Annotated in this window: 24 protein-coding genes; 10 read left to right on the forward strand and 14 right to left on the reverse strand. The window is 63.4% G+C overall.

The annotated features are described in order from the left end of the window. Positions 1 to 19 precede the first annotated feature (19 nt). Entirely contained in the window at positions 20 to 415 is a 396-nt protein-coding gene (locus tag VM99_21905) for a hypothetical protein (protein AKK00593.1), read from the reverse strand. Positions 416 to 514: 99 nt separating this feature from the next. Between VM99_21905 and VM99_21910 the strand changes: the two genes are divergently transcribed. Beyond that, complete coding sequence (locus VM99_21910) at positions 515 to 1,129, forward strand: TetR family transcriptional regulator (GenBank protein ID AKK00594.1); 615 nt, start codon at positions 515 to 517, stop codon at positions 1,127 to 1,129. On the opposite strand, the gene VM99_21915 is transcribed toward VM99_21910, so the two are convergent. Next, positions 1,126 to 1,701 carry a TetR family transcriptional regulator gene (locus VM99_21915; GenBank protein ID AKK00595.1) on the reverse strand — a complete coding sequence of 192 codons (576 nt, stop codon included), beginning with the start codon at positions 1,699 to 1,701 and terminating at the stop codon, positions 1,126 to 1,128. The genes VM99_21910 and VM99_21915 overlap by 4 nt on opposite strands. Positions 1,702 to 1,840: 139 nt before the next feature. Here VM99_21915 and VM99_21920 point away from each other — a divergent pair, with 139 nt between their 5' ends. The 6 genes from VM99_21920 to VM99_21945 all read left to right on the forward strand — a co-directional run bounded on the left by VM99_21920 (position 1,841) and on the right by VM99_21945 (position 7,791). Then, a complete protein-coding gene (locus VM99_21920; GenBank protein AKK00596.1) occupies positions 1,841 to 2,638 on the forward strand; it encodes an enoyl-CoA hydratase in 798 nt (265 codons plus the stop codon). A gap of 111 nt (positions 2,639 to 2,749) precedes the next feature. Beyond that, complete coding sequence (locus VM99_21925) at positions 2,750 to 4,438, forward strand: lipoprotein (protein AKK00597.1); 1,689 nt, start codon at positions 2,750 to 2,752, stop codon at positions 4,436 to 4,438. 32 nt (positions 4,439 to 4,470) lie between these two features. Further along, positions 4,471 to 5,358: an alpha/beta hydrolase gene (locus VM99_21930; protein AKK01828.1), complete on the forward strand. Its 888-nt coding sequence runs from the start codon at positions 4,471 to 4,473 to the stop codon at positions 5,356 to 5,358. Further along, positions 5,355 to 6,080 carry a nitroreductase gene (locus VM99_21935; GenBank protein ID AKK00598.1) on the forward strand — a complete coding sequence of 242 codons (726 nt, stop codon included), beginning with the start codon at positions 5,355 to 5,357 and terminating at the stop codon, positions 6,078 to 6,080. Before VM99_21930 ends, VM99_21935 begins: the two co-directional genes overlap by 4 nt. Before the next feature lie 12 nt (positions 6,081 to 6,092). Further along, complete coding sequence (locus VM99_21940) at positions 6,093 to 6,539, forward strand: hypothetical protein (GenBank protein AKK00599.1); 447 nt, start codon at positions 6,093 to 6,095, stop codon at positions 6,537 to 6,539. A 94-nt stretch (positions 6,540 to 6,633) separates the two neighbouring features. Continuing rightward, complete coding sequence (locus tag VM99_21945) at positions 6,634 to 7,791, forward strand: aminotransferase (GenBank protein AKK00600.1); 1,158 nt, start codon at positions 6,634 to 6,636, stop codon at positions 7,789 to 7,791. A gap of 186 nt (positions 7,792 to 7,977) precedes the next feature. Here the strand turns inward: VM99_21945 and VM99_21950 are convergent, their stop codons facing one another. Next, on the reverse strand, positions 7,978 to 8,382 hold the full coding sequence (locus VM99_21950) for a lactoylglutathione lyase (protein AKK01829.1): 405 nt from the start codon (positions 8,380 to 8,382) through the stop codon (positions 7,978 to 7,980). A gap of 125 nt (positions 8,383 to 8,507) precedes the next feature. On the opposite strand from VM99_21950, the gene VM99_21955 reads away from it, so the two are divergent. Then, positions 8,508 to 9,365 (forward strand): dehydrogenase, encoded by an 858-nt coding sequence (locus VM99_21955; GenBank protein ID AKK00601.1) that lies wholly within the window; start codon positions 8,508 to 8,510, stop codon positions 9,363 to 9,365. Positions 9,366 to 9,430: 65 nt separating this feature from the next. Here the strand turns inward: VM99_21955 and VM99_21960 are convergent, their stop codons facing one another. Genes VM99_21960 through VM99_21970 form a run of 3 tightly spaced genes read right to left on the reverse strand, consistent with a single transcriptional unit; the run spans position 9,431 to position 10,916 of the window. Further along, the gene (locus VM99_21960) at positions 9,431 to 9,880 is read right to left on the reverse strand and encodes a membrane protein (GenBank protein AKK00602.1); all 450 of its coding nucleotides are present in this window, start codon (positions 9,878 to 9,880) and stop codon (positions 9,431 to 9,433) included. Between the two features lie 7 nt (positions 9,881 to 9,887). Next, positions 9,888 to 10,406: a hypothetical protein gene (locus VM99_21965; protein ID AKK01830.1), complete on the reverse strand. Its 519-nt coding sequence runs from the start codon at positions 10,404 to 10,406 to the stop codon at positions 9,888 to 9,890. A 9-nt stretch (positions 10,407 to 10,415) separates the two neighbouring features. Further along, positions 10,416 to 10,916 (reverse strand): ompetence-damaged protein, encoded by a 501-nt coding sequence (locus VM99_21970; GenBank protein ID AKK00603.1) that lies wholly within the window; start codon positions 10,914 to 10,916, stop codon positions 10,416 to 10,418. Positions 10,917 to 11,082: 166 nt separating this feature from the next. On the opposite strand from VM99_21970, the gene VM99_21975 reads away from it, so the two are divergent. Continuing rightward, positions 11,083 to 11,694 (forward strand): membrane protein, encoded by a 612-nt coding sequence (locus tag VM99_21975; protein AKK00604.1) that lies wholly within the window; start codon positions 11,083 to 11,085, stop codon positions 11,692 to 11,694. Positions 11,695 to 11,776: 82 nt separating this feature from the next. Here the strand turns inward: VM99_21975 and ligD are convergent, their stop codons facing one another. The 4 genes from ligD to VM99_21995 are packed head-to-tail and all read right to left on the reverse strand — an operon-like array spanning position 11,777 to position 17,948. Next, positions 11,777 to 14,419: an ATP-dependent DNA ligase gene (ligD, locus tag VM99_21980; protein AKK00605.1), complete on the reverse strand. Its 2,643-nt coding sequence runs from the start codon at positions 14,417 to 14,419 to the stop codon at positions 11,777 to 11,779. Beyond that, positions 14,416 to 15,579 (reverse strand): carboxylate--amine ligase, encoded by a 1,164-nt coding sequence (locus tag VM99_21985; protein ID AKK00606.1) that lies wholly within the window; start codon positions 15,577 to 15,579, stop codon positions 14,416 to 14,418. The genes ligD and VM99_21985 overlap by 4 nt, the downstream gene beginning before the upstream one ends. Beyond that, positions 15,551 to 16,552 (reverse strand): SAM-dependent methyltransferase, encoded by a 1,002-nt coding sequence (locus tag VM99_21990; protein ID AKK00607.1) that lies wholly within the window; start codon positions 16,550 to 16,552, stop codon positions 15,551 to 15,553. The genes VM99_21985 and VM99_21990 overlap by 29 nt, the downstream gene beginning before the upstream one ends. Positions 16,553 to 16,562: 10 nt before the next feature. Continuing rightward, positions 16,563 to 17,948, reverse strand: a complete 1,386-nt coding sequence (locus VM99_21995; protein AKK00608.1) for a hypothetical protein — start codon at positions 17,946 to 17,948, stop codon at positions 16,563 to 16,565. Positions 17,949 to 18,296: 348 nt separating this feature from the next. Between VM99_21995 and VM99_22000 the strand changes: the two genes are divergently transcribed. Beyond that, positions 18,297 to 19,631 (forward strand): sodium:proton antiporter, encoded by a 1,335-nt coding sequence (locus VM99_22000; protein ID AKK00609.1) that lies wholly within the window; start codon positions 18,297 to 18,299, stop codon positions 19,629 to 19,631. Positions 19,632 to 19,634: 3 nt separating this feature from the next. Here VM99_22000 and VM99_22005 read toward each other — a convergent pair whose 3' ends face one another. The 4 genes from VM99_22005 to VM99_22020 form a co-directional block, all read right to left on the reverse strand. Continuing rightward, positions 19,635 to 20,171, reverse strand: coding sequence for a membrane protein (locus VM99_22005; GenBank protein ID AKK00610.1), 537 nt, complete (start codon positions 20,169 to 20,171; stop codon positions 19,635 to 19,637). A gap of 119 nt (positions 20,172 to 20,290) precedes the next feature. Continuing rightward, entirely contained in the window at positions 20,291 to 22,222 is a 1,932-nt protein-coding gene (locus VM99_22010; protein AKK00611.1) for a histidine kinase, read from the reverse strand. Between the two features lie 102 nt (positions 22,223 to 22,324). Beyond that, positions 22,325 to 24,631 (reverse strand): ATP-dependent DNA helicase, encoded by a 2,307-nt coding sequence (locus tag VM99_22015; GenBank protein AKK00612.1) that lies wholly within the window; start codon positions 24,629 to 24,631, stop codon positions 22,325 to 22,327. Beyond that, positions 24,628 to 26,292: a nuclease gene (locus VM99_22020; protein ID AKK00613.1), complete on the reverse strand. Its 1,665-nt coding sequence runs from the start codon at positions 26,290 to 26,292 to the stop codon at positions 24,628 to 24,630. The genes VM99_22015 and VM99_22020 overlap by 4 nt, the downstream gene beginning before the upstream one ends. Between the last annotated feature and the right edge of the window lie 206 nt (positions 26,293 to 26,498).

The raw sequence follows: 26,498 nt of genomic DNA on the forward strand, positions 1-26,498 counted from the left end.
GTGCAACTGCTTTGCACCGTCAGTCGGCGGTGCCGCTGGTGACCACGGTGAATTTGCGGCTGAACTCGAACACCTCGCAGATTCCCGTGTGCCCGGCCGGAATCGACACGCCGTCGCCCGCCCCCATTTCAAAGCGTTCACCGGTGTCCATCGTGATCGCGATACGCCCTTCAATCAGCACGAAGGCCTCATCGTTGTCGAAACGCCAGTGAAACTTCGCCGGTTGCGAGGTAAAGAACGCGACGGACTTGTGCGGGGTTTTCACGCCGACGGTTCGCAGCAGTTTCATGCGGGTGTCCGGCTGGCCCTCGATGACATCGTCACCCAACGGATAGGCCAGCCAGCCATCTGGCGTGTTCAATGAAGCAAGCGCTACGGAGTCGATGGGGTTGGGCAGTCGGGGACGCGCAGTCATGTCTTCAATACCTCGTGCAGGAATGTATGGATGCGACTTATGACAAATGGCATAGTCGGAGCCGAGCCTACACCCAAATATGACGATTGGCATAACTTTATGAAAATTTCGACTCGGGACCGGATGATCGCCGGCGCGGCGGACCTGCTGCGGCGAAAAGGCATGACCGCCACCAGCATGCGGGAAATCGTGCGTCACTCGAACACGCCACGCGGTTCCATCGCCCACCATTTCCCCGGCGGCAAACGTCAACTGCTCGAAGCGGCCGTGGACCATGCGGGGCGGGAAGTGAGCGAGCCGCTGGCCCTACTGCTGAGCAGCAAAGGCCCGGTCGAAGGCCTGGAGCGGTTTGTCGACAGCTGGCGCCAGGCCCTCGAAGACACAGCGTTCCAAGCCGGCTGCGCGGTGTTGGCCGTGGCGGTCGAACATTACGTGTCCGACCAGCGCGGCGAGTCCGAGAGTGAGCTGGAAAGGCAAGTCCAGCGGCAGTTGCTGGATCAAGCCCACGGGATATTCACTCAATGGCAGGCGATCATCGTCCGGGCCTTGACGGACGCAGGTGTAACGCCCACGCGGGCCCACAGCCTGGCACTGTTGACGATCGCCGCCATCGAAGGCTCGGTCGCGCTATGCCGGGCCGCCCGCAGCACGGCACCGCTGGACGTCATCTGGCAGGAACTCAAGCAAACCCTGGAGCAGGCGCTGGCGGTCTAACCGGCGATCTCGGCCGCTTCCAACTGATGCACACCGCGCGCGATCACGCCGTCCAGGTAGCCCGCGTCGCCGTAGATGCGCGTCAACAGGATCGCACCCTCGAAATCAGCCACCAGTTGCCGGGCGAGCGCGGTGGCCTGCTCCTGGTCGTAGCGCCCGATGAAGAGCCTGGAAAACGCGGCGGTCCAGTCGTCCAGGAAGGCGCGGATCGGTTCCATCAGTTCGGTCTTGCCATACGTGGCGTCGATGGCAACCACCCCCATCAGGCAGCCGATCGAATCCTGCTGGAACAACTTCCTGGCCTTGCGCCCCATCGCCACGAACCGTTCCTGGGGCGAGCGGCTTTCATCGTAGGCAATGGCGAACAAGGTTTGCTTGAGGCCGGCATGGGTCCACTCCAGCACATCGCGCAGCAACGACTCCTTGTTGGAGTAATGGTGATAGAACGAAGCCTTGGTCAACCCGCACGCCGACGACAGCGCGTCCATGGTCGTGCCATGGTAACCAAGGCGCTTGAACGTGTTTGCGCAGCGCTGGAGCAGCTCATCACGGGGAATTTTCAACGGTCGCACGGTCAGTCCTGCTCTCGATCAGTGGGATTGATTCTATGACATAAGCCTGGGCGTCTCAATTTGACGGTTACCGAATGTTTGTTTAGTTTCTGCAAACCAAACGTACGTTAAGTAACTGAACAATGTCCAGGAGCCCTACATGAGCGAAGTAAACAGCGGTGCGGGTCGCGTCACCCGCGAGCAACGTGGCCATCTTTTCCTGATCGGCCTTGATCGGGCGGGCAAACGCAACGCCTTCGACAGTGCCATGCTCACCGACCTGGCCCTGGCCTTCGGTGAGTTCGAGCGCGACGAGCAATCGCGTTGTGCGGTGCTGTTCGCCCACGGCGAACACTTCACCGCCGGCCTCGACCTGATGGAACTGGCGCCGAAGCTGGCCTCGGGTGGTTTCCAGTACCCGGACGAAGGCATTGACCCCTGGGGCGTGTCGAAACCGCGTCGGACCAAGCCCGTGGTCGTCGCCGTCCAAGGCACCTGCTGGACCGCCGGCATCGAACTGGTGCTCAACGCCGACATTGCCATCGCCGCCAGCAACACACGCTTCGCCCACCTGGAAGTGCTGCGGGGCATTCCACCCTCCGGCGGCTCGACCGTTCGCTTCACTCAGGCCGCCGGCTGGACCAACGCCATGCGCTACATGCTGACCGGTGAAGCCTTCGACGCCGACCAGGCATTGGCCATGCGCCTGCTGACCGAAGTGGTCGAGCCCGGCCAGGAGTTGGCCCGAGCCCTCGAATACGCCGAGCGCATCGCCAAGGCTGCCCCCTTGGCCATCAAGGCCACCTTGCAATCGGCTTTCCAGGCTCGGGATGAAGGCGACGCCGCCGCGCTCTCGAACCTCAATGCCCTGCTGTTCTCGCTGATCAAGAGCGAAGACGTGCGCGAAGGCGTGATGGCGATGATGCAAAAACGTGAGCCGGTGTTCAAAGGTCGCTGACCCTCGGACGCCGCCCGGACGTCCCGATCGCAACGGGTTCGGCAGCACTGGCCGAGCCACTGATCGGGGCGCCCGGATAACTTCAAACGGTCCCTGCGGGATGGAGCAAGCATGAACGGCTCGAACAACGACTGCGCAAGGCTGAAGCTGGTCAACGTAACAGGCAATGCAAGCGTGAACCTCGACCTCGAAGCGACCACTGTCGACGAGCTGCTGCATCAGCGCGCATCCCTCAACCCGCAGTCAACGGCGTTGTCTGCATGGGGGCAGGACATCAGCTATGCACGCCTGCAAGCGCTGAGCGCATCGGTCGCGACCTGGCTCATCAATCAGCGATTGCAGCCCGGTGCCCGGGTGGCTGTCGCGCTGCCGAACATGCTGGCCCATCCGATCGCCTGCCTCGGCGCGATTCGCGCAGGGCTCATACCCGTTTGCGTGAACTCTTTGTATACCGCGCAGGAACTGGCGCAAGTGTTCAAGGATGCGGAGATCAAGGCGGTGTTTTTCTTCGGCCCCATGGCCGCGAGCGTGAGGCACGCCATGGCCGAGGCCGGTACGGGCATCGCGGTGCACATTGCCCCCGGCGACCAATTGGGCTGGCGGCGTCCGCTGGTCAATTGGGTGGCCCGGCGACGTCTTGCGGTTCAGTCCGACAAGGTCGACGGCGCAGTTCCCTGGCGAAAAGTGGTCGCGACGAGGCCGGCCAGCCTCGGCCAGCGGCGCCCCACTGCAGCCGACCAGGCGGCGTTCATGATCTACAGCGGCGGCACCACTGGCCACCCCAAGGGCGTGCCTATCACCCACGATGCCCTGCTCTTCAACGTTGCCCAACAGTACGCCGCCCTGCGAACGCACCTGGAGCACACCGCTGGAAGCGACTACACCCTGATGCTCGCGGTGCCGCTCTACCACATCCTCGGCCTGGGTAACCTGCTGTTCACATTGGCCAAGGGGGGCAAAGCGGTCCTGGTGATGAACCCGCGCGACACGAAGGCGCTTGTCAAGGAGTGGGCCCGGCACCGGATCAGCAGCTTCCCCGGCGTCAACACGCTGTACAACTCGCTCGGGGACAGCGCGGCCTTTCGGACGCTTGATTTCAGCACGTTGAAACTCTGCCTTGGCGCGGGCATGCCGGTGAGCGAAACCACGGCAAAACGTTGGCGACAGGTGACGGGTTGCCCGATCACCGAGGCCTACGGCATGACCGAGACCGGCCTGATCGCCTGCAACCCCGCCGGCACATCACATCCAGGCTCCGTGGGACTGCCGGTTGCCGGGATTGAAATTTCCCTGCGCGATGACGCCGACCAGGCGGTCGCTTTCGGCGAAGGAGAAATCTGCGTCCGCAGCCGAGCCGTCATGACCGGGTACTGGCGGCGCCCCGAGGAGAACGCTTCGGCCTTCACCCACGACGGTTTCTTCCGTACCGGAGACATTGGAGTGTTCGACCCCGATGGCTACCTACGCCTGATCGACCGCAAGAAAGAGATGATCATCTGCTCGGGATTCAAAGTGTTCCCCTCGGAAATCGAACGGGTGCTCAACGCTCACCCCGGCGTGATTGAGTCGGCGGTCGTGCCGGCCGCCGATGACAAGACCGGCGAAGTCCCGATCGCCTACGTCGTACGACGGCATTCGACCCTGGATGAAGCCCACGTACTTGCCCACTGCCAGGAGCACCTGGCCAGCTACAAACGCCCCCGTCGCATCGTCTTCCGGGATGAATTACCCAAGAGCAACGTCGGCAAGATTCTTCGCAAAGAGCTGATCGCCGCCGCACGAACGGAACACCCCTCATGAGCAAACCTGTAACGTCCAAGGCCTTCTCAGTCATCGATCAGGTGAACCTGACAACAAGCGATGGTTTTCGTCTCGCCGCCACCCGCTACTGCGCCCAGGGCACGCCGAAGGGTAACCTGATCATGGCGGGCGCGACGGGCGTGCAACAACGCTTCTATCGGCGCTTTGCCCAACACGCCAGCGCGCGTGGCTTCAACGTGTTGACCATCGATTACCGGGGCGTCGGTGAGTCTCGCCCAAAGACGCTCAAAGGCTTCGAGATGTCTTATCTGGACTGGGGGTACCAAGACCTGGCCGTAGCCGTCGAGTTCATGGACGACGGTCACACCCCGCTATTTTGGGTGGGCCACTCCTTTGGCGGGCACGCACTGGGCCTGCTACCCAACCACGATCGGATCACCGCGGCCTATTGCTTTGGGACCGGCGCCGGCTGGGCCGGATGGATGCCCCGGCTAGAGGCCCTCAAGGTTCGCCTGCTGTGGACATGGGTGCTGCCGTTGATTGTCGCCTGCAAGGGCTACATGGCGTGGAGCATCCTAGGCATGGGCGATGACTTACCGCTGGGCGTCTACAAGGATTGGAAACGCTGGTGCGCCCATCCCCATTATTTTTTCGACGACCCGGCCATGGCGCACGTCGCCGATCTGTACGCCGAGGTACGCCTGCCGGTGGTGTTCGCCAACGCGATCGACGATCCCTGGGCGCCACCCGTGTCACGGGATGCCTTCATCAAGGGGTATCGAAATGCGCCGGTGCTGACCCGCGACCTTGCGCCCGACTCACCCCAGCAGGCCATCGGGCACATGGGCTACTTCCGCGCGTCGGCCACTCGGGCCTGGGATGAGATGCTCGATTGGTTCAGCGCTTCACTTGAATCGGCGGCGCCACGGCATCGCAACGGCACGGGGGATTACCGATGAACGCTCCGGCGCCCCGAACAGGCCATGCCGAAGGTTTTCGTGAATTGGTGAACAGCCGGCGCGCGGTTCGTCGCTTCACGGCCGAGGTGGTGCCGGATGACGTCATTCGCCAGTGCCTGGAACTCGCGATGCTGGCGCCCAGTTCCTGCAACCTGCAGCCGTGGAGCTTCCAGGTCGTACGCGACCCTGCGGTCCTCCAGCGCCTGCACCGGGTGTGCCTCGGCCAGAGCGCAGCCAAGGCGCCCCTGATCATCACCGTATTGGCGCGCACCGGCACCTGGGACCAGGCGTGCCGTGATGTACTCAGGTTCTGGCCCGCCCCCTCGGTGCCTGAAGCCATCGAGCGGTTCTATACAAATACCGCCCCCTTCCAATACAACCAGGGGTGGATGGGGTGGCGTGGTTTTTTCAAGCGCCAATGGGTCAGGCTGGCGGGCCTGGGACGGGCGGTCATGCGCACGCCCAACAGCCAGGAGCAGATGCGTCTGTGGGCCGTGAAATCGACGGCGCTGGCGGCCCAGAACCTGATGCTCGCCTTCCAGAGCCACGGCTACAGCACCTGCCCGATGGAGGGTTTCGACGAGAAACGCCTCAAGCGCGTATTGCCCATCCCTCGCGATGCCAACGCGATCATGCTGCTGGCCGTCGGGATGCCGGGAGAACGCGCGGTCTACAACCCGCGCTTGCGCTTCCCGCTCGAACAAAGCGTTTCCTGGCATTAAGAGCCTGCCGAGGTGTTCATCATGAGAGTCGACCTCCTGCTGCAATTGCACCTGTTCGCCGTGGCCTTCTGGCTAGGCGTCGTCGCGGTCGAGTACCTGATCGAACGAGGTCGGGCGCAAAGCCGAAGCCAGGGCTTCACCGTGGCCGCGCTGCATCGCCGGATAGATCTCCTCTTCGAGACACCGGCGTTCGGCGTGGTCCTGATCAGTGGCTTGCTGCTGATCGAGCCGTCCCGCCTCGACGGCCTCTACGCCTTGAAAGTCGTCGCCGGTACTGTCGCCGTGCTGGGTAACGTGCTTTGCGTCATACCGGTTTTGAGGCGCCATGCCACGGCGCAAAGGGATGACCTCGCCGCCGTCATCCGGCAGTCCAGGTTGATCGACCTGATTTCCATGCTGGCCATCCCGGCGGGCGGCGTGGCACTGATTTGCGGGTTCTACCTGATGGTGCAACGCTGAAACCCTGCCGCCCTCACCCACAAAGGCCCCTTTTTTCAACGAATCTTTGCTTTATCATGGCCCCCATCCCAATTCCCGGACTGATGGAACGACCATGACTTTCGATTTCGACACGGTGTTCGAGCGCCACGGCACCGGCAGCACCAAATGGAGTCGCTACCCGGCCGACGTGCTGCCGATGTGGGTGGCGGACATGGACTTCCCTGCCCCGCCCGTGGTCATCGAGGCGCTGCACAAGCGCCTCGAACACCCGATGCTGGGCTACAGCGTGGCCCAGGACAACCTTCGCGCAGCGGTCGTGGCCGACCTGTGGAACAAGTACGCCTGGCGGGTCGAGCCGCAGCAGATCGTGTTTTTGCCGGGGGTCGAGCCGGGCTTCAACATGGCCCTGCACGCCCTGGTCGCGCCCGACCAGAATGTCGTGGTGCAGGTGCCCAACTACCCGCCGCTGCGCAACGCCCCGGGGCATTGGCAACTGAACAAGGTCGAACTGGGTTTCAATGCGCTCAATGGCGAGTTCCATACGCCCCTCGGCCCGCTGCGTGACGCCCTGCAAGGGGGCGGTGCGTTGTTGTTGAGTAACCCCCACAACCCGCTGGGCAAGGTGTTCGGGCGCGAAGAGTTGCAGGCGGTGGCTGATATCTGCCTGGCGCAGGGTGCCTGGATCATCTCCGACGAGATCCATGCCGACCTGTGCTTCGACGGGCGCGTGCACATTCCGACCGCCTCCCTCAGCCCGGAAATTGCCGCACGCACCATCACCCTGATGTCCGCCAGCAAGGCCTATAACATCGCCGGGTTGAAGACCTCGTTCGCCATCATCCAGGACGCCAGGTTGCGCGAGCGGGTCAACGCTGCCCGCGCCGGCATGGTCGACAGCGTCAATGCCCTGGGGCTGGAAGCGACCTGCGCGGCCTACAGCGAAGCAGGCCCGTGGCTCGAAGCCTTGAAGGCCTACTTGCAAGCCAACCGCGACTACCTGGTGGAAGCGGTCAAGACGCGTCTGCCCGGTGTCACCATGACGGTCCCCCAGGGCACCTACCTCGCCTGGTTGGATTGCTCGGCGCTGGGGCTGGAGGATCCGCAGGGGTTCTTCCTCCAGAACGCCAAGGTCGGCCTGAGCGCCGGCCTGGATTTCGGCGATGACGCCGGCCAGTTCGTGCGCCTGAACTTCGGCTGCCCGCGGGCACTGCTGGAGGAAGGCATTGCGCGAATGGAGCGCAGCCTCAAGGCCAGGGTGTGTACGAAATAGTTTGAAACGCAGGTTAGGCAAGGCAAAAACCGGCTTGGAAGCGCAGTTGACTGGTTGTCAATGAGCATTCCGAGCCGGTTTTTAACGCCGCATAACCAAGTTTCAAGCTATTTCGTACATAGCCTAGGGGCTGAAGGCGGTGGCGAGGGGCTGCTCCCTCGCCATCCAAGGGGCTGAAAATTGCGCTCACACCCGTAGGTCCGGCGCATGCACGAAGCACAGCTTGTTGCCTTCCGGATCCCGACAATACGCCCCAAAGTATCCGGGCGAATAATGCGCGCGCAGGCCTGGCGCGCCTTCGTCGCAGCCGCCCATGGCGAGCGCCTGTTCCCACGCGGCGCGCACGGTTTGCGGTGAGTCGGCGGCGAAACTGACCTGCATGCCATTGCCCCAGGTGGCGGGCAGCCCGTTGAACGGCTCCTGCACGAACACCAGCGGCCATGGCCTGCCAGGTTGCTGCCAGCCCTCGCCGGGCGGGCCCGTGTCGTTTTCACTGGGCATGCGCACCAGGCCCAGGGTACCGAGCACCGCATCGTAAAAGGCGACCATTTTCGCCAAGTCGCGTGCGCCGATCATCACATGACTGAACATGCCTACCTCCTCTTCGATTTCATCCACCGTGCAGCTCATCGACCCGTCTGACAATCCAACCGAACTCTGCCCGAGGCCCCAACGTCCACCCTCCATTGCAACCACATCCCGCATGGAGAACGATCATGGTCGACTACCCTACCCCACCTTTTCCGAAACAAAGCCAGCCTGTGCCCGGCTCCCAACGAAAAATGGACCCTTACCCCGACTGTGGCGAGCAGAGCTACCGCGGTTCCGGACGTCTGTCGAACAAGATAGCCCTGATCACCGGGGCCGACAGCGGTATCGGTCGTGCCGTGGCGATTGCGTTTGCCCGGGAAGGTGCCGACGTGGCGATTTCCTACCTGGATGAACACGAGGACGCCCAGGAAACGGCGCGCTGGGTCGAAAAGGCCGGCCGCCAATGCCTGCTGCTGCCCGGCGACCTGGCAGACAAGGCTCAATGCCGCCGCGTGGTCGACGAGACCGTCGCGCGGTTCGGCCGCATCGACGTCCTGGTCAACAACGCGGCGTTCCAGATGACCCACGAAAACCTTGAGGACATCCCCGACGAGGAATGGGTGCGCACCTTCGATATCAACATCACTTCGATGTTCAGGATCTGCCAGGCGGCCCTGCCCCACCTGAAGGCCGGGGCGTCGATCATCAACACCAGCTCAGTCAACTCCGACATGCCCAAGCCGACGCTGCTAGCCTACGCCACCACCAAGGGCGCCATCGCCAACTTCACCGGCGGCCTGGCCCAGATGCTGGGGCCCAAGGGCATACGGGTGAACAGCGTGGCGCCGGGGCCGATCTGGACGCCGCTGATCGTGGCGACCATGCCCGAGGAAGAGGTGCAGAACTTCGGCTCCCAAACCCCGCTGGGCCGGCCGGGGCAACCGGTGGAAGTGGCGCCGATCTATGTACTGCTGGCCTCGGATGAGTCCAGCTACATTTCCGGTTCGCGCTATGGCATTACGGGCGGCAAGCCGATGCTCTGATCGGTAACCCGTGGCGAGGGGGACTCCCTCGCCACACAGCTCGCTCGCCAGGCTAGGGGTCGCGCTCAGGCTGACTCCCTGGCAATCACCGAGATCTTCCCGTTGCGCTCGATAATCGCAAACTTGATCTGCTCCAGGGTCTCGATGCCCTGGCTCGCGCGCGCCGCCTCCATGATGTCTTCCTCCACCAACCGTGCATGGCGCAGGCGACCATGCAGTATCCGACCGTCCTCGACAATTATGGTCGGCCCGCCGTCGATCAATTGCGATACCCACTTGGAGCGCAGCTTGAGCAGCGACAAGCCGACATCGATGGCAATCAACGTGACGATCACCATCAGCGAGTTGGTCAGCGAGAAATCGTCGCCCAACAGCGCTTGCTGCGTCGCCTCGCCAATGATCATCAGCAGCACGAAATCGAAGGTGGTGATTTCCGCCAGCGAGCGGCGGCCGGCAATCTTGAACAGGACCAGCAATGCCACATAGATCGCGGCGGCGCGCAACACGGAATCCATAGGTCACCTAAGGGAAAACGAACTGTTCGAAACTGACTGAGCGGCCACCGGGGATGGCGATGCGGCTGTGGTAGGTTCCCAGGCCATCGCTGAGGACGGACAGATAAAGGGTAGCCTGGCCCTGGGCGTCGGCCTGCACCCAGAACTTCATACCTTTACCCGCGGCCGCCGAACGCAAGGGTTGGGGCTGCAAGGCCTCGACGTCAAAGCCTTCTAGCCAATCGCCACCCAACTCCACTTCGAGCACTGCGTTGGGCGCGCCCTTGAGGTGAGCAGTCAGCGGGTTGGTGGAACCGTTACGGTGGAACCTTTCATACTCGACGGTGAGCCCGCCATCGTCGCTTCGCACCTCGCGAGAGCTCAACGGCCCACGGGAAAACAGGCCGAGCAACGTCAGGATCACCAGCAGCACCAGTCCATACCAACCGACCCGCTCGAACCGCCAGACTTTGAGTTGATAGGCCATGTCTTCGCGCACCGGAAACGTGCGGCTGTGAAAATCCTCTGGCTCGCTGTGCCGGGGCATGGCGTCCACCTATCTCGATTCACCCACCAGGGCGCGCTGATGGAAGTGCCGCAGCTGTAGCAGCGCGTGCTCGGCGGCACACAACTGCACCTGGTTGCGACTGCCGAAGAAGCGTTCCCGGCGGCTGAACAATGCGCGCCTGCCGTGCACTTCGAAGGCCCAGGCGAAACAGACGGTGCCGGCCGGAATGCCGTCCATGTCGTCCGGCCCAAGGATGCCGGTGGTGGCCACGGCCACGTTGGCGTCGGCATCGTGCAGCGCGCCGAGGGCCATTTCCTCGGCCACTTCACAACTGGTGAGATTGAAGGTGTCGATGGTCCGCGGGCTGACGCCCAGCAGTCGCTGCTTCGCCTCGGGGGAATACACCACATAGCCGCTCTCGATCAGCGACCCACTGCCCGGTATCTCAGCCAATATCGTGACGATCAGGCCAGCGGTGCAGGACTCGGCCGTGGTCAGGCGCAAGTCGTGCTCACGCAAGTAATCAACCATCTCCCGGGCAACTGTCATGGCACACGATCCTCCAAGGGGGCTGATGGGTTGACCCCATGGCCACCAATTCATTCCGTCTGATCGGAGGTCGCCTGCGCGGGCCAAATAAATGAAACCTCAGGCACGCGGTGCACCTCAAAATTCCAGGGCCTCACGCTGAGGCTGTCACGATCAGGAGGTCGTCATGTCTGCACTTTTCGTCAAACTGTTCACCCACCCTGAGTTCGCCTGGAAGGACATTCGCCAAGAAGAGCAAGCTCACCCGCGTCATTACCTGGCGCACTTGCTGTTGCTGGCCTTGATTCCGGCAGCCTGCCTGTTCATCGGTATCACCTGGACCGGCTGGAGCCTGGCGGAAAACGAAACCGTACGGCTGACCCAGGCCAGCGCCCTGCAACTGTGCGTATTGCTGTACCTAACCATCGTCGCCGGCGTGGCGCTGATGGGGGTGTTCATTCGCTGGATGTCCCGTACCTTTGAGGCGCGCCCGTCTCTCAACCAGTGCATTGGTTTTGCCGCCTACACCGCCACGCCGTATTTCCTCGCCGGCATTTCCGGGCTTTATCCGAGCCGTTGGCTGGCGGTGGCCGTGTTGCTGGCCGCGTCGGCCTACTCGACGTTCCTACTCTTCGTCGGCCTGCCGCGGTTCATGAACCTCAGGAAGGAACAAGGGCTGCTCTACTCGGCCTGTGTGTGGGGCGTCGGCTTGCTGGTGCTGGTGACCATCCTGGTGGAAATGATTCTGCTCTGGTTCAACGTGTTGCAGCCGGAGTACCTGCGGGTGCCGGTGGGTTGATCACAGAGGGGCTTATCTGGCTTATGTGGCGAGGGAGCAAGCTCCCTCGCCACATAAGCCCTCCCCGCAGGAAGCCTGGCCTCTACTTGGCCGTTTTCTTCATGCCTATCCGTCGGCGCATGTCCGCCGTGATGCTCTGGCGGGTTTTCTTCAGGTCGGCCCAGGGCTCATGCCCGACCTCCGCCAGTCGCTCATGGACATTGTGCACGTTCCACAGGTTCGCCCCTTTGAGTTGCGCCACCTCGTCGCGGTAGATCGGCACCGACACCGGCAGCCCTTCGCGGGTACGCACGGCGTAGGCGCAGATCGTCGTGGCGCCGAGGCCGTTGCGCAGGTAATCGATGAAGATCCGCCCGACCCGGTTCTTCGGACCCGAGACGGCCGAGAACCTGTCTGGCAGCAGCTTGGCGATGTGGCTGACAATGGCGTGGCTGAAATCCTTGACCTCGTCCCATCCGGCTTTTCGAGTCAGCGGGACGACAATGTGAATGCCCTTGCCACCACTGGTCTTGAGAAACACTTTGAGACCCAGCTCATCGAGCACCGACAGGGTCAGTTGCGTCGCTTCCACCATGCGCTTCCATGGCAGCGCCGGGTCCGGGTCGAGGTCGAGGACAAAGCGGTCGGGCTTGTCCAGGTCCACCGTCGTCGCGTTCCAGGTGTGCAGTTCCACGGTGCTCATCTGCACCGCGCCGATCAGCGCTTGCGCATTGTTGATGATCATCACCGGCTGCCCGGTGACGTCCTTGTCCAGGGTGGTGATGCCGGGAATCGCCAGGCGCTCGGCGTTCTTCTGGAAGAACAGCTCGCCGGCAATGCCGTCCGGTGCGCGCACCAATGCGACCGGGCGCTCGGCCAGTTCGGGCAATATGAACTCGGCGACACTGGCGTAATACTCGGCCAACTGCCGCTTGGTGGTGCCGGTGGTCGCATCGATGACGCGATCGGGGTGGGTGATCCGTACCTTGCCGTCCAAGGCCGACGTGTCGCCGGCCTTGTCCTTGGCTTTTGCCTTGGGTTTGGCTGCGGCAGGCTTCGCGTCGCCCTTGGATGGGCGCTTGGCGGTAGTTTTTTGGGCGGAGGTCTTGTTCACGGGTTTCGCTAGCTCCTGGGTGATGGCCTTGGCCGGTTTATCGTCGCGCAAGCCATGGAACACCGCGTGGCGTACCGAGCCTTCCTTCGTCATCTCGGCGAACGCGACTTCCGCCAGCAAGGTCGGCTCCAACCAATGCACGCCCTTGGCTTCGTAACCGGTCGGCGGGTTGATGACAGCGGGCTTCTTACGCTCCAGGGGCAGCAGTTGCTGGTGGATGCTCTTGAGGGTCGCTTCGTTGAACCCGGTGCCAACCTTGCCGGCGTAGCGCAACTGGCCGCTGTCGGCGTCGTGCAGCCCCAACAGCAAAGCGCCGAAGGCACTGCGGGCGCCCTTCGGCTCGCTGAAACCGATCACCACGAACTCCTGGCGATTCTTGCATTTGAGCTTGATCCAGTCACTGCTGCGACGGGAGGTATAGACGCTGCCGATGCGCTTACCGATCAGCCCTTCCATCTGCATCTGACAGGCGCTGTTGAGCAGCGCTTCAGGGGTTTGCTCAAACGCATCGGAAAAACGCAGCAAGGGGCTGTCATTGGCCTGTAGCACGGCTTGCAGCGCCATGCGGCGGTCTTGCACCGGGACGTTGCGCAAATCCATGCCGTTGAGATAAGGCAGGTCGAACAGGTAGTAGGCGATCTGGCCGCTGCTGCCTGCGTCGAAGGCATTCTGCAGGGCCTGGAAATCCGGCACACCGTGCTCATTGGCGACCACCATCTCGCCGTCGAGCCAGGCCGACTCCAGCCCCAGCGCCGCCAGGGCCTCGGCCTGCCTGGGCAATTTGTGGGTCCAGTCATGGCCGTTGCGAGTGATCAGGCGCACTTCACCGTGGTCGATCCGCGCCATGATCCGATAACCGTCGAACTTGATTTCGTAGAGCCACTCGCCGTCGGGGGCGCTTTCGACCAGCGTCGCCAGTTCCGGCTTGAGGGTTTCCGGCAGAGGCCCGGCCACTGCACCGTCAAGGGTGGTTCTGGCGCCTTTTTTCGTCGGCTTGATCTTGGCGGCTTTTTCCGGTTGTTTGACCGCTTTCGCCGCGGCGGCCTTGCCCCGCCGCCTGGGCACCAGGGTGCGCTCGCTGAGCACGCTGTCCGGTTCGGCCTGGACCACGTCGTATTCAGTTTCGGGGCGCGCGGCGTCGTCCTGGTGCTTGATCAGGAACCACTGCTCCTGCTTGCCGGGCATGTGGGTGCGCACCAGGTTCCACAGGCCGGCGAGCTTTTCGCCTTGCAGTTCGAACTTGAGCCGGCCCTTCTCATACGCTTCATGGGGATCGCCCTGGGGAATCCATACGCCCCGGTCCCAGACGATGACATCCCCCGCGCCGTAATGTCCTTCGGGAATGTTGCCTTCGAAAGTCGCGTAGTCCAGCGGGTGGTCTTCGACGTGAACCGCCAGGCGCTTGGACTTGGGGTCCAGCGACGGCCCCTTGGGCACGGCCCAGCTCTTGAGCGCGCCATCCAGTTCCAGGCGGAAGTCGTAATGCAGTCGCGAGGCGTCGTGCTTCTGAATGCAGAACTGCAAGGCGTGGGTGGTTTTCGCTGACTTGCGCGGACGCCGCTTCGCCGCCGGTTCCGAGGTGGCGCCGAAATCTCGCATGCGGTTGTAGTCGTCAAGGGTCTTGGCGCTCATGGTCCACCTGCGACGTGTTGCAGCGTCGGGTCGGCCACCGGCAGCCCGGCGCTCTCCGACACCAATTGATCGACCACCCGGCTCAAGGCCTGCTCCACGGAGTCGCCCAGCAACAGGCCTTGTTCGTAGAGCACGATCTGACGGTCGGCGCTGGTGCCTTCCTGGACGATGCGCCGTGCCTGCTTGAATACCTCCTGGCAGCCCAGCTCGGCGGCGGTTTCACCGAAGGTCTGCTCGGCCACGGTCAGCCATTCGCCAATGAGCATGGGCTGCTCCTGCCCTTCGGCAATGAACTCGGCGAGGATGCCGTGACGCTTGGCCCTCCAGCGGTTTTCCTTGAGGGTCCAGTGTGACGTCAGGCTGTACCCGGCGCCCGGCTGGGGCTGGTCGATGGCGTGGGCCACCATCACCCGGAACAACGAGACCAGGCACAACACGTCCTCGACCCGCGGGCAGGCATCGCAGATGCGCAACTCCAGCGTGGGGTAGCGCGATGACGGTCGCAGGATCCACCAGCAATCGCTGGGCTGATGAATCGAGCCGGTGCGCATGAGCAGGTTGACGTACCCGGCAAACGCCAATTCGTCCTGGAAATATTCCGGCACGCCCATGCGTGGCCATTCATCGCAGGCCACCTGGCGGTAACTGCTGAAGCCTGTGTAGGCGCCGTTCCAGAACGGTGAGGAAGCGCTCAACGCGAGAAACATCGGCAACCACGGCAGGATCTCGTTCATCACCCGCACCCGGTCACGGTCCACCGGCACCTCGACATGCACATGCAGGCCCGACAGCACGCTGCGCCGTGCCACCCGTTGGTAATCATCGAACAGTTGCTGGAAATGCAGCTCATCCGTGGGCTGCAAGCCCTGAGTGACCATCGGATGGGAGCCGGCGCTGAGCAGGCCCAGGCCGAACGGCGCCAGGCGCTGGGTCAGGCCGCTGCGCACCTGGGTCAGGTAGTCGGCGGCCGCGTCCAGGCTGAGGAAGATGGGCGACGCCATCTCGACCTGACTGAGGAACATCTCATGGGCGAAATGCTCGCCCAGCTCGGCCCGGCATGCCGCCACTGCCTCGGCAGGCGGCTGGGTGGGCATGCACCGGGTTTGCAGGTCGGTGACGAAGTACTCCTCTTCAATGCCGAACTTCAGACGCCTGTTCATCGATAATCCCTCCGATACCCGCGCCAATGCGGGTCACGACCAACGCCACCACGGCGATCCTTTCCACCTCCTGGTAACCCGGCGTCAGCAGTTCCTCGCCAAACACGTCCGGGTCCAGTTCCTTGTAGGTCCAGCCAAATTCCGCCGAGTCGCGCCAAGGCTCCAGCGCTTCCAGGAACGGGTCACGGCCATCGACCATCGCCACGCCGGTGTAGAGCACCAGCGAGCCGCCGGGGGTCAGCCGGGGCAAGGCCTGCTCGACGATGCGCAGCGACAGCCCGGCGCCCAGCACACCGCCGCCATGGCGATAGGCGCGTTCCGACGGGTCAGCCATATACGGTGGATTGGCGACGATCAGGTCAAAATCGCCCTCGACATCCTGGAGGACGTCGCTGCGGGCAATCTCGACATTGGCCACCTCGCCCAGGGCGGCATTCACCGCTGTCAGGCGCAAGGCCAGGGGGTTGATGTCCAGCGCCAACACCTGGGCCTCGCGCCGGGCCCGGGCGATCACGATGGCGCCGACACCGGCGCCACAGCCGATGTCCACGGCCCGATGCACCGCCGTGAAACTCTGTTGCAGGTGGGCATGGATCAGTTGGGCGAACCGGTAGCTGTCCGGCCCGAAGAACACCGCGTCGCTGGCTTGCGTGGGAAATTGCGAATGGGCGAACAACAAGCCGTCCAGGCTCGACCAGCGCACTCGGCTGCGCAGCAAACCATCGCGCTCCTCCAGCACCTCGGCTTCTTGCAATTGGCGCTGCTCATCGGCCGAGATCAGCCCGGGAGCAAACGGCCGCGACCAGCCGAACACATCCCGAAGGGTCTTGGAGTGCTCGTTGCCGGGCCGTTGGTTGACCCGTTCATGGGTCAACGGCGTCGGGGTGATGAAGCGGTAACCGTCGGCTTGCAGGCGCCGCCCCAGTTGCAACAGCGCCAGGTCGGAGGTGGACAGGCGATCTTCCTGATTCATGCAGGGCTCCCTAGCGAATGGCGGACTTGAGTTCGATGAAACGACGCGTGGCCAGCAGCCCGGCCGGATGGCTGTGACAGCGTGCCGAGAGCCAGGGCATCAAGGTCCGCATCTGCTCATCGGCGGACTGGCTGCGCAGCGTCTGTTGCAGGCTTTGCACATCGGGGTCGTCGACTGGCGTCTGCGGTTCGCTGGTGGTGCCGAAGCTGCGGCGCGGACGGTTGCGCTCGCTCTTGTGCAACCAGTCACCGGCGATCCAGTCGTGCAGCAATTGCTTCTCATAGGGGCTGAACACACCGAACATCGCCGCCCCGGCGCCTTCGATCAGCATCCAGAAGCGGCTGTCCTGCGGATCCTGGTGGCGCTTGATCCAGCCCTTGTTCTGCATCGCCTCAAGGAAGCCTTCCAATTGGCCGGGGGCCGCCAGCCACTGGTTGACGGTCTTGCCTTCGAACTTGCAGTAATCGGAATGCATGTGCTGGCCGAACGGGCGCTTGCGTTCGAGCATGTCCAGCACTTCACGGTCGAGGTCGAACGATTCGATGATCGCCCGGCTGCCTTGGCCCAGGTCATTGAGCCGATACCCCAGGGTCACCCGCTGCCAGAACGCCTCGCGATCCGCCGCCATCGGCATCAATTGCATCAATGCCTGCACGGCCTTCTGGGCATGGCCGGTGCTGGCGTTGTCGATGGTCACGTGGAGGGTGAAATAGTACGGGTCGATGTCCAGTTCGCTCAGCTCGTAGGCGCTGATCAACAGGTGCAGGGGCAACTGCTCGTAGCCCAGGTTGTAGCCAATCACTTCCGGCAGGTACTCATCGCTGGCGTAGCCCAGCGCCAGTTGCACAGCCCCTTGCAGGTAGCGCTCATCGTCGATGTCCGGGGCATCGACCAAGCCGTGTTCGGCGAGCAGCTTGCGGTAGATCACCACATGGTTCTGCGCCGGATGGCCGTCGCCCAGCTCCTCCAGGTACGTGCACAGCAGGCCGTCGAACCGGTGGTCTTGCCAATGTTTCAATACGCCGTACAGCCAGGCACCGTCCACCAACTTGGTCGGCGCCACGGCTTGCAGGAAATACAGCGCGTGGGCCTTGCCGCTGAAGTACTCCCGCGGGCCGCCGCTTTTGCGCCGCTCCAGGTAATCGGCGTATTGCCGGGCTACACCGGCACTGTGGGCTTCGACCCAGGCTTGCAGGGCCTGCGGCTCGTCGGGGGTTTCCTGGGGCAAGGCCCGGGCCTGTTCGAGGCACGACTGGATGAAGGCCTGTGCGACGGCGTGTTTGTCCGCATCGTCGGGGCCCTGGAGCAGCCGTTCATAGCATTGGCGCACCTGCCCGGCATCCCTGACGGGATGGAGGGTGGCTGGCCGGGATTGGAGGGGTGTCAGCGCAGTCATAAGGGCCTCATTGGTTCACGGCAGGACGCTGATTCAGCACGTCTCTTAAGGTGCAGAGCCCCGCGTGCGACGAAAAATTCCCTCCGATGAACAGGCCGCCGGATAAACGGGGCGGTGTCGTTTTGGTGGGAACCCTCGCTTCGCTCCAGGCCTCGAAAGAATAACGGAACCTGTGGCGAGGGGATTTATCCCCGCTGGGCTGCGAAGCGGCCCCAAGGCATCCGGGCATACAGAGCTGCAAGATCTTAGGGTCGCTTCGCAACCCAACGGGGATAAATCCCCTCGCCACAATTTCTGTCAGCTTGAATGAACATCGCGGCTGACCTGTCCGACACCCAAGGAGCAACCATGATCTTCACAGTGTGGGTAGCGGTGCTCGGTGCCGTGTTGTTGACCTTGGCCCTCACGTCGTCCTACCTGCGCTGGATGCCGGTCACCACGTCAGCCATGTGCCTGGTGCTGGGCGTTGCCATCGGGCCGGCGGGGTTGGGTTTGCTGAAGCTGGACATCACCGACTCGTCCGTCTGGATGGAGCACCTCACGGAGATCGCGGTGGTGTTCTCGCTGTTCGTCAGCGGCCTCAAGCTGCGCCTGCCCCTCAAGAACCGGACCTGGCGCGTTGCCTATGGGTTGGCGGGCCCGGTGATGATCCTTTCCATTGCGGGCCTGTGCCTGGCCCTGCACTACCTGTTCGGCCTTGGCTGGGGTGTGTCGATGTTGATCGGCGCGATGCTGGCGCCCACTGACCCGGTGCTGGCGGCCCTGGTGCAGGTCAACGATGCGCGGGATGACGACCGAGTGCGTTTCGGCCTCTCCGGTGAAGCCGGCCTGAACGACGGCTCGGCCTTCCCTTTCGTGATCCTTGGGCTGTTGATGCTGCGTGAAGACGGCGGCTTTGTCGGCGAGTGGGCCTTGCGCAATGTCCTGTGGGCGGTGCCGGCGGGCCTGCTGATCGGCTATTGGATGGGACGCGGGATCGGCAAGCTGACCCTGTCGATGCGCATCAAGAACGCCGACAGCACGCTGTCACCCAACGATTACCTGGCCTTGGCGCTGATTGCCCTGGCCTATGTCGCCGCCGAGTCCGTGCATGCCTATGGCTTTCTCTCGGTGTTTGCCGCCGGTCTCGGGCTGCGCCAGGCCGAGGTGCAATCCACCGATGAAGAAGATGCCCCGCCAGCGGAGCACCTGGTGCAACCGGTGGTGGGCCATGAGGCCGTCGATCCGCGCGAGGCGGTGCTCGGCGATACCCAGTCCCTGGGCGACGGCCAGGTGGCTGCCGGGGTGATGATGAGTGACATGCTGGCTTTCGGCAGCCTGGTGGAGCGGGCGATGGAGGTGTTCCTGGTGACGCTGCTCGGGGTGGTGCTCGCCACCCATTGGGACTGGCGCGCCCTGGCCATCGGCGCCCTGCTCTTCGCCGTCATTCGCCCGTTGAGCGTGTTACTCATGCCTTGGGGCCGCTTGCTGGACGCACCGCAACGGCTGTTGATCGGCTGGTTCGGCATTCGCGGCATCGGTAGCCTGTTCTACCTGTTCTTCGCCTTGAACCATGACCTGGCGCCACAAGCGGCGCAGCTGTGCATCAACCTCACGTTGTCGGTGGTGGCCTTGAGCATCCTGGTTCATGGGGTCAGTACCCAGCCCACCCTGGCGTGGTACGAACGGCAGAAAACCGGCTGACCCTCAGCCGATCGGATCCGTCACCTGGATCAGCACCGCATACACCCCCAGCAGCACCCAGAACGTGGCGAAGATCCACGGTGTGCGCACAGAAAACAGCAGCGACTTGCGATACCCCTTGTGGGTCGATTCCCGCTCGCTGAACAACGGCGACTCGTCGTAGACCAAACCCATGACCGGCTCGGCGCGCAGCAGTTCGCTCTGCTTGAAGTGCCAGTGGTCGATGATCTCGTAGGCCGCTCGAATCCCCGGCCAGGCATTGAGTGAACTCAGGAACCCCAGCAGCGCCAGGAACGGCGGCACGATCAGGGTGAACAACTTGCCCCACTCCGGGTTCAGGTTGGCCATGCACGAGGCAAAGGCAATCACCAGGAAGGATTGGGCGGCCAGGTAGGCATCGGTCCGATTGGCGAGGATGCTGGTTTCGTACTGGATTTCACGCCGATAGAAATCCAGTCGTTCCTTGGGCGAGCCGAACAGCTTGGCATTGTGTTCGCTCAATTCTTCTTCCGGCGTCTGGCCGGTCAATATTCTGGGCATTGCGTGAAGGGTCGCTGGTGGCAAATGAGGTTCGTTGGAAACCCGCGCCGCCGGGCAAGTTCAAGGCAATGGACCAGAGGCAGTGCACGCTTGCCAAAAGGGCCTGGCCAAGCCTCCGCCTAATTCATTGCCTGCCCGATGACCTGCACCAGGTCGATCTGCTTGAACGGCTTGGTCAGGCGCGGCAATTGGCTGGCGAAGCCTTCCAGGCGTTCGGCGTAGCCGGTGGCGAGGATGATGGGCAGGTCCGGCTGCCGGTCGCGCAGTAACTTCGCCAGTTGGGCGCCGTCCATCTGCGGCATGGCCATGTCGGTGATCACCAGGTCGATGTCCGGGTTGCGCTCATGCAGTTCCAGCGCCTGCGACCCTGAATGCGCGCACAAGACCCGGTGCCCGAGGTCTTCGATCAACAGGCGGGTACTGGTCAGCACCAGGCTGTCGTCATCGACCACCAGCACCAGCAACTCAGGAGGGGTAGGCGCTGCCTGCGCCTCGACCACGGCCTTCTCCGACGCTGCGCTATCGGCCAGTGGCAACCACAACTGCGCGCTGGTGCCCACGCCCTTCTGGCTTTCGAGGATCAGGCGGCCACCCAACTGCTCGGCCAGGCCGTGCACCATGGACAATCCCAGGCCCGTGCCCTTGCCGACCCCTTTGGTGGTGAAGAATGGCTCCACGGCCGAGGCCAGCGTGGCCTCATCCATGCCCTCGCCTTCATCGGTAATCGACAGGCAGACGTAGCGCCCCGGCTTCAACGACGCCTGCGCCCCGGCCTCGGTGGCCAGGCGCTCGTCGGCGGCGATCAGGATGCTACCGCCATGGGGCATCGCGTCCCGGGCATTGGTCGCCAGATTGAGGATCGCCAACTCCAACTGGTTGACATCGGCCAGCACCGGCGACAGCGCCTCGGTGAAGCGAGTCTGGATGTGGATCGAAGGGCCCATGGAGCTTTGCAGCAAGCCGCTGATGCCCTGCACCAGCACCGGCAACTCGACCGACTCGGCACTCAGCTTCTGCCGCCGGGCGAACGCCAGCATCCGCTGGGTCAGCGATACGCCGCGCAACGCGCCCTGGGTCGCGTTGTCGAGCAGTTGGGCCAGTTTCGGATCGTCCGGCATGCGCTTGCGCACGATTTCCAGGTTGCCGAGGATGACCGTCAGCAGGTTGTTGAAGTCGTGGGCGATGCCGCCGGTAAGCTGGCCGATGGCTTGCAGTTTCTGCGACTGGAACAGCGCCTCGCGGGCCTGTTCGAGGGCCTGCTGCGCCTGGGTGGCATCGGTGATGTCGCGGGTGATCTTGGCAAACCCCAGCAGGGTCCCGGTGTCGCTGCGGATCGCATCGATGACCACGTGGGCAAGGAAACGCGTACCGTCCTTGCGCACGCGCCAGCCCTTCTTTTCGAAACGCCCCTCGCTGGCGGCGATGCTCAGCGCCCGCTGCGGTTCACCGGCGGCGCGGTCCTCGGGGGTATAGAACATCGAAAAATGCTGGCCGATGGCTTCGGCCGGCAGATAGCCCTTGATGCGTTGCGCGCCCTGGTTCCAGTTGGTGACCTGGCCATCAGGACCGAGCATGTAGATGGCGTAGTCGGTGACGCTTTGCACCAGCAGGCGGAACTGCTGCTCGCTCTGCTTGAGGGTTTCCTCGGCCATCTTGCGATCGGTGAGGTCGCGGGTGATCTTGGCGAACCCGAGCAGTTCACCGCTCTGGCTGTCGATGATCGGGTCGATGACCACATGGGACCAGAACAGCGTGCCGTCCTTACGCACTCGCCAGCCCTCACCCTCGAAACGCCCCTCGCGCACGGCCGTCTCCAGCGCCCGCTGCGGCAGGCCGGCGGCGCGATCCTGATCCGTGTAGAAACGCGAAAAATGCTCACCCAGGATCTCCGCTTCCTCATACCCCTTGAAACGCCGGGCACCGGAGTTCCAGCTGGTGATGATGCCCGAGGGGTCGGTCATGTAGATCGCGTAGTCGACCACGGCGTCGATGAGCAGGCGAAAGCGCTGCTCCTGGTTTATGCGCGGCGACTGGGGGGTATTCTCAAGCATGTGGGCCGAGGCATCCGTGTGGATTTTTTCGAAGTATGGGGCAAGTCGCGCGCCATGAAAAACTATTGCCTCCCACACAGGATTCCCGCTGGCCGGCAGGCTTCAGTTTCCTGCACCTATCCGCCGGGTGCCGGATTGCTCCGGGTTCACCGACCACCAACGTGGCAGCAACTGCTGCACGCGCGCCTCGCCGAACCGGTCGTCGATGAGCATCACCACGCCGCGGTCCTGCTGGGTGCGGATGACGCGCCCGGCGGCCTGCACGACTTTTTGCAGGCCAGGGTACAGGTAAGTGTAGTCATAGCCATCGCCGAAGATCGCCGCCATGCGCTGCTTGATCTGCTCATTGACCGGGTTGAGCTGCGCCAGCCCCAGGGTGGCGATGAATGCACCGATCAGGCGCGAGCCGGGCAAGTCGATGCCCTCGCCGAACGCCCCGCCAAGCACCGCGAAACCGATGCCCTGGCTGTGCTCCATGAACCGGTCGAGGAAGGCCTGCCGCGGGGCTTCACCCATGCCGCGCGATTGTGCCCACGTGACGATCTCCGGGTGCCGCTCGGCAAACAGCCCGGCGACTTGCTGGAGGTAATCGAAACTGCTGAAAAACGCCAGGTAATTGCCCGGACGCGCGCTGAATTGGCGAGCCATCAACGCGACAATCGGCTCCAGAGACGCCTGGCGGTGGGCGAAGCGCGTGGAAATCCGGCTGACGACCTGAACGTCCAACTGATCGGCCTGGAACGGTGATTCAACGTCGATCCACACCGTCTCGGCCGGTGTGCCCAACAGGTCGGCGTAATAGTGCCGCGGACTCAAGGTCGCGGAAAACAGCACGCTGCTGCGGGCCGCGGTGAGCCTTGGCCGCAGGAACCCGGCCGGCACCACGTTGCGCAGGCACAGGGTCGAGCCGCTGCGCTGGCGGCCGAACTCGCGCTTATGGATGTCGAACAGAAACTGCTCGTCGAACGACTCGGCCACCCGGCCAAACTGCAGGGCATCGAAATAGAACGCCTGCAAGTCACCGTCCAGCCCTTGGGGGTGCTCGTTGAGGTAATCGCCAATGGCCGTGGTGCAGGTGGCCAGGGCTTGCAGGAATTTCTCCGGCAGTCGTTCATACGCCTGGTACGCCGCCACTTGTGGTGCATGCAAGGCGTTCCACTGGCGATTGACCCGTTCCAGCGGCTTCTTCAGGGCCTCGGGCGCGGTTTTGCGCACCGTGGCCAAGGTCGCTTGATCCAGGATCGCGCTGTACATCTGCCGGCCGCGCTCGACCAGGTTGTGGGCTTCGTCCACCAAGGTCGCGACCGTCCAGCCATTGGCCTGGGCCAAGCCGAAAAGCAAGGCACTGAAGTCGAAATAGTAGTTGTAGTCGGCCACCACCACGTCGGCCCAGCGGGCCATCTCCTGGCTGAGGTAGTACGGGCAGATCCCGTGGGCCAGCGCGACTTCGCGCAACGCCGCCTGATCAAGCAGGCTCACCTGGCTCGCGGCCACCCGCGCCGCCGGCAGACGGTCGTAGAAGCCCTGGGCCAACGGGCAGGATTCACCATGACAGGCTTTGTCCGGATGCTCGCAGGCCTTGTCCCGGGCAACCATCTCCAGCACCCGCAGCGGCATTGACGGGGCACTTCGGGTGATGACCTGGGCAGCGTCCAGCGCCAGCCTGCGCCCGGGGGTTTTCGCCGTGAGGAAGAACACCTTGTCCAACTGCTGCGGCGCCAGGGCCTTGAGCATCGGGAACAGCGTGCCGACGGTCTTGCCGATGCCGGTGGGCGCCTGGGCCATCAGGCAACGCCCGGTGCTCACGGCCTTGAACACCGACTCGGCCAGGTGCCGTTGCCCGGGCCGAAAGCCGGCATGGGGAAAGGCCAGGGACTGCGCCCCCAGGTTGCGGGCGTGCCGATGGGCCATTTCCTGCTCGGCCCAGGCCAGGAACAGCGCACATTGCGCTTCGAAGAACGCCAGAAGCTCGCCGGCCTCGAACCCTTGCGTCAGGCAGGTTTCCTTTTCGCTGACGACGTCGAAGTACACCAGTGCCACGTCGATGCGCGAAAGCTGCAACCTCTGGCACATCAACCAGCCGTAGATCTTCGCCTGGGCCCAGTGCAACTGCCGGTGGTTGGCCGGTTGCCTGGCCAGGTCGCCGCGATAGGTCTTCACTTCTTCAAGGCAGTTGCGCGCCGGATCGTAGCCATCGGCGCGGCCTTTGACGTTCAGCGTCTGGTAGCGCCCTTCCAGGCTAACCTCGGCCTGATAGACCTCGCTGCGCCGCGACGCCACGGTGCGATGGCCGGCGATGCCTTCCAGGGCCGTGGGCGACGGCGTGAAGCGCAGGTCGAGATCACCCACCTTGGCGGTGAACTCACACAAGGCCCGCACCGCAATGCTGTAGCTTGGCGCGGGGTTCATGCGCCCTGCTCCGCACCTTCTGGCAGCCACTGCACGTAGCACACTGCGACGGGCATGCGGTGCTCATGGCAGAACTCCAGCCAGCGCAATTGATTGTCTTGCAGCCGATCGCCCGGCCCTTTGACCTCGATCATGCGGTAGGTCTTGTGCTGCAGCCAGAACTGGATCAGGTCCGGCATGCCGGCGCGGTTGGCCTTGATGTCCAGCAGCAACCGGCTGAACCAGTGCTTGAGGTGCTCGGCCGGCAAGCAGTCGAGGGCCTGTTCCAGCAATGTCTCGGACAATGCGCCCCAGAACACGAACGGCGACTGCACGCCCCACTTCTCGGCAAAACGACGCAGGATGGTGTGCCGATAGCGGCCATCGTCCAGCTCGGCAAAACACGCCGCGAACAAGTCGGCCCGACGGGCATGGAAGTCTTCATTGAGCAGGTCCACCGGCCCACGCTGGAACGGGTGGAAAAATGCCCCCGGCAGCGGCGCGAAAATCGCCGGCCAGCACAGCAGGCCGAACAGCGAGTTGATCAGGCTGTTCTCGACGTAATGCACCGGGGCGGCGTCATCGTGCAGGTGAGCCTGGACGTGATACTCCACCGACAGGGTCGGATCGACCCTGGGCAGTTGCAACTCCAGCCGCTGCACTTCACGGGCCAGGGCGCGCGGCACCGGCGGCCCGCCAAGCTTGCGGCGCAGCCGCGGCACGATCCTGAGCAGGGCCTGGGTTTCGGCGGCGCTTTGCGGCGCCTGTGCCGCCGACTCGCCCAGTTGCAGGGCCAGGGCATATTCGCCGATGCGCTCCAGCACCCGGATCATCCGCAACCGTGCGCCGGGGTAGGTACATTCACGGTAGATACACAAGGCCAAGGTAAAATCGCCCATGCGTTCGCCCTGCTCGCCGAGCTGGTACAGCAACTTACCGCGCCGGCGCTCCAGCCACGGATTGTCCAAGGTCAGGGCATTGACCTGGGCGACGATCGCTTCCAGCGGCTCGCCGGCTTCGAAGCGTTGCTGGCATTCATGGAGGAACACACAGGCGTCGACGTCCTGGCGGTTGCGCAGTCCGCGGGACTCGGTGCTGAATTCGACGCTTTCATAGGTGAAGATGCCCAGGTCCGCCAGGACGAACTCCGACCAGTCCTGGTAGAGGTTGCCGAAGAACATCAGCCGCAAGCGGTCACACAGCGGCATGATCGTCAGGCTGTAGAGCCGATCGTCAAGCTGCGGACACCAGGCGTGGAACGCCTGCGGCGGGTCGGCTCGCTCGGCGACGGCCAGGAGCCATTCAGCCTTCTTCGCCTTGGGTTGTTCGATCAGGTGCCCGAGGCACTGCAGGATCTCTGCCTTCAGCAGCACGTCGAACAACTCGGCAACCTCCAACTCGGCCTGGTCCTCGACCCAACCCAAGGCCAGCAACGGTTGCACCGCCAGGCCAATCTCACCGATTTCCGGGTAGTTGAGCTTGCTGTGGCGAAACCGCACCCCCTTGCGCATGACCATCCGCACCAGCAAGCCTTGGGACGCCCGGGGCATTGCGGCAAAATCGTCGACGAAGCGCTGCTCTTCGAAGCTGAGCACGTCGGCATACCGCTGCGTCAGCCAGCCCAGCACTTGCTGAAAGTTGTTCAGGTAATAAAAGGGATCGTCGAGGGAACTGGCTGTCACGGGAAGAAGCGCCACGGATGCTGGAATACTGGTTATGCATACAGATAGCAGCTACTAACACCCCAGGCAACTGCAAAAGATGAACGGTCCCCTATATTTAGAGATGAAATCCTTCGCTAAGTGATGAACTTTCCTACAGAGAGCAGGACCAATGGCGGTTAGCTACGTGATGGCGCAGTCGAATCAGCTGGGCCGTGGTTCTTTTG

The organism is Pseudomonas chlororaphis, assembly GCA_001023535.1.
GTDB classification, from domain to species: domain Bacteria; phylum Pseudomonadota; class Gammaproteobacteria; order Pseudomonadales; family Pseudomonadaceae; genus Aquipseudomonas; species Aquipseudomonas chlororaphis_E.

Coding starts and splice junctions, on each gene's coding strand:
- VM99_21965 (AKK01830.1), bottom strand. CDS start 10,406: ATGCCCCGGCACAGCGAGCCAGAGGATTTTCACAGCCGCACGTTTCCG.
- VM99_22000 (AKK00609.1), top strand. CDS start 18,297: ATGATCTTCACAGTGTGGGTAGCGGTGCTCGGTGCCGTGTTGTTGACC.
- VM99_21920 (AKK00596.1), top strand. CDS start 1,841: ATGAGCGAAGTAAACAGCGGTGCGGGTCGCGTCACCCGCGAGCAACGT.
- VM99_21985 (AKK00606.1), bottom strand. CDS start 15,579: ATGAACAGGCGTCTGAAGTTCGGCATTGAAGAGGAGTACTTCGTCACC.
- ligD (AKK00605.1), bottom strand. CDS start 14,419: ATGAGCGCCAAGACCCTTGACGACTACAACCGCATGCGAGATTTCGGC.
- VM99_21945 (AKK00600.1), top strand. CDS start 6,634: ATGACTTTCGATTTCGACACGGTGTTCGAGCGCCACGGCACCGGCAGC.
- VM99_22005 (AKK00610.1), bottom strand. CDS start 20,171: ATGCCCAGAATATTGACCGGCCAGACGCCGGAAGAAGAATTGAGCGAA.
- VM99_21925 (AKK00597.1), top strand. CDS start 2,750: ATGAACGGCTCGAACAACGACTGCGCAAGGCTGAAGCTGGTCAACGTA.
- VM99_21970 (AKK00603.1), bottom strand. CDS start 10,916: ATGACAGTTGCCCGGGAGATGGTTGATTACTTGCGTGAGCACGACTTG.
- VM99_22015 (AKK00612.1), bottom strand. CDS start 24,631: ATGAACCCCGCGCCAAGCTACAGCATTGCGGTGCGGGCCTTGTGTGAG.
- VM99_21975 (AKK00604.1), top strand. CDS start 11,083: ATGTCTGCACTTTTCGTCAAACTGTTCACCCACCCTGAGTTCGCCTGG.
- VM99_21990 (AKK00607.1), bottom strand. CDS start 16,552: ATGAATCAGGAAGATCGCCTGTCCACCTCCGACCTGGCGCTGTTGCAA.
- VM99_21995 (AKK00608.1), bottom strand. CDS start 17,948: ATGACTGCGCTGACACCCCTCCAATCCCGGCCAGCCACCCTCCATCCC.
- VM99_21935 (AKK00598.1), top strand. CDS start 5,355: ATGAACGCTCCGGCGCCCCGAACAGGCCATGCCGAAGGTTTTCGTGAA.
- VM99_22010 (AKK00611.1), bottom strand. CDS start 22,222: ATGCTTGAGAATACCCCCCAGTCGCCGCGCATAAACCAGGAGCAGCGC.
- VM99_21950 (AKK01829.1), bottom strand. CDS start 8,382: ATGTTCAGTCATGTGATGATCGGCGCACGCGACTTGGCGAAAATGGTC.
- VM99_21910 (AKK00594.1), top strand. CDS start 515: ATGAAAATTTCGACTCGGGACCGGATGATCGCCGGCGCGGCGGACCTG.
- VM99_21905 (AKK00593.1), bottom strand. CDS start 415: ATGACTGCGCGTCCCCGACTGCCCAACCCCATCGACTCCGTAGCGCTT.
- VM99_21955 (AKK00601.1), top strand. CDS start 8,508: ATGGTCGACTACCCTACCCCACCTTTTCCGAAACAAAGCCAGCCTGTG.
- VM99_21960 (AKK00602.1), bottom strand. CDS start 9,880: ATGGATTCCGTGTTGCGCGCCGCCGCGATCTATGTGGCATTGCTGGTC.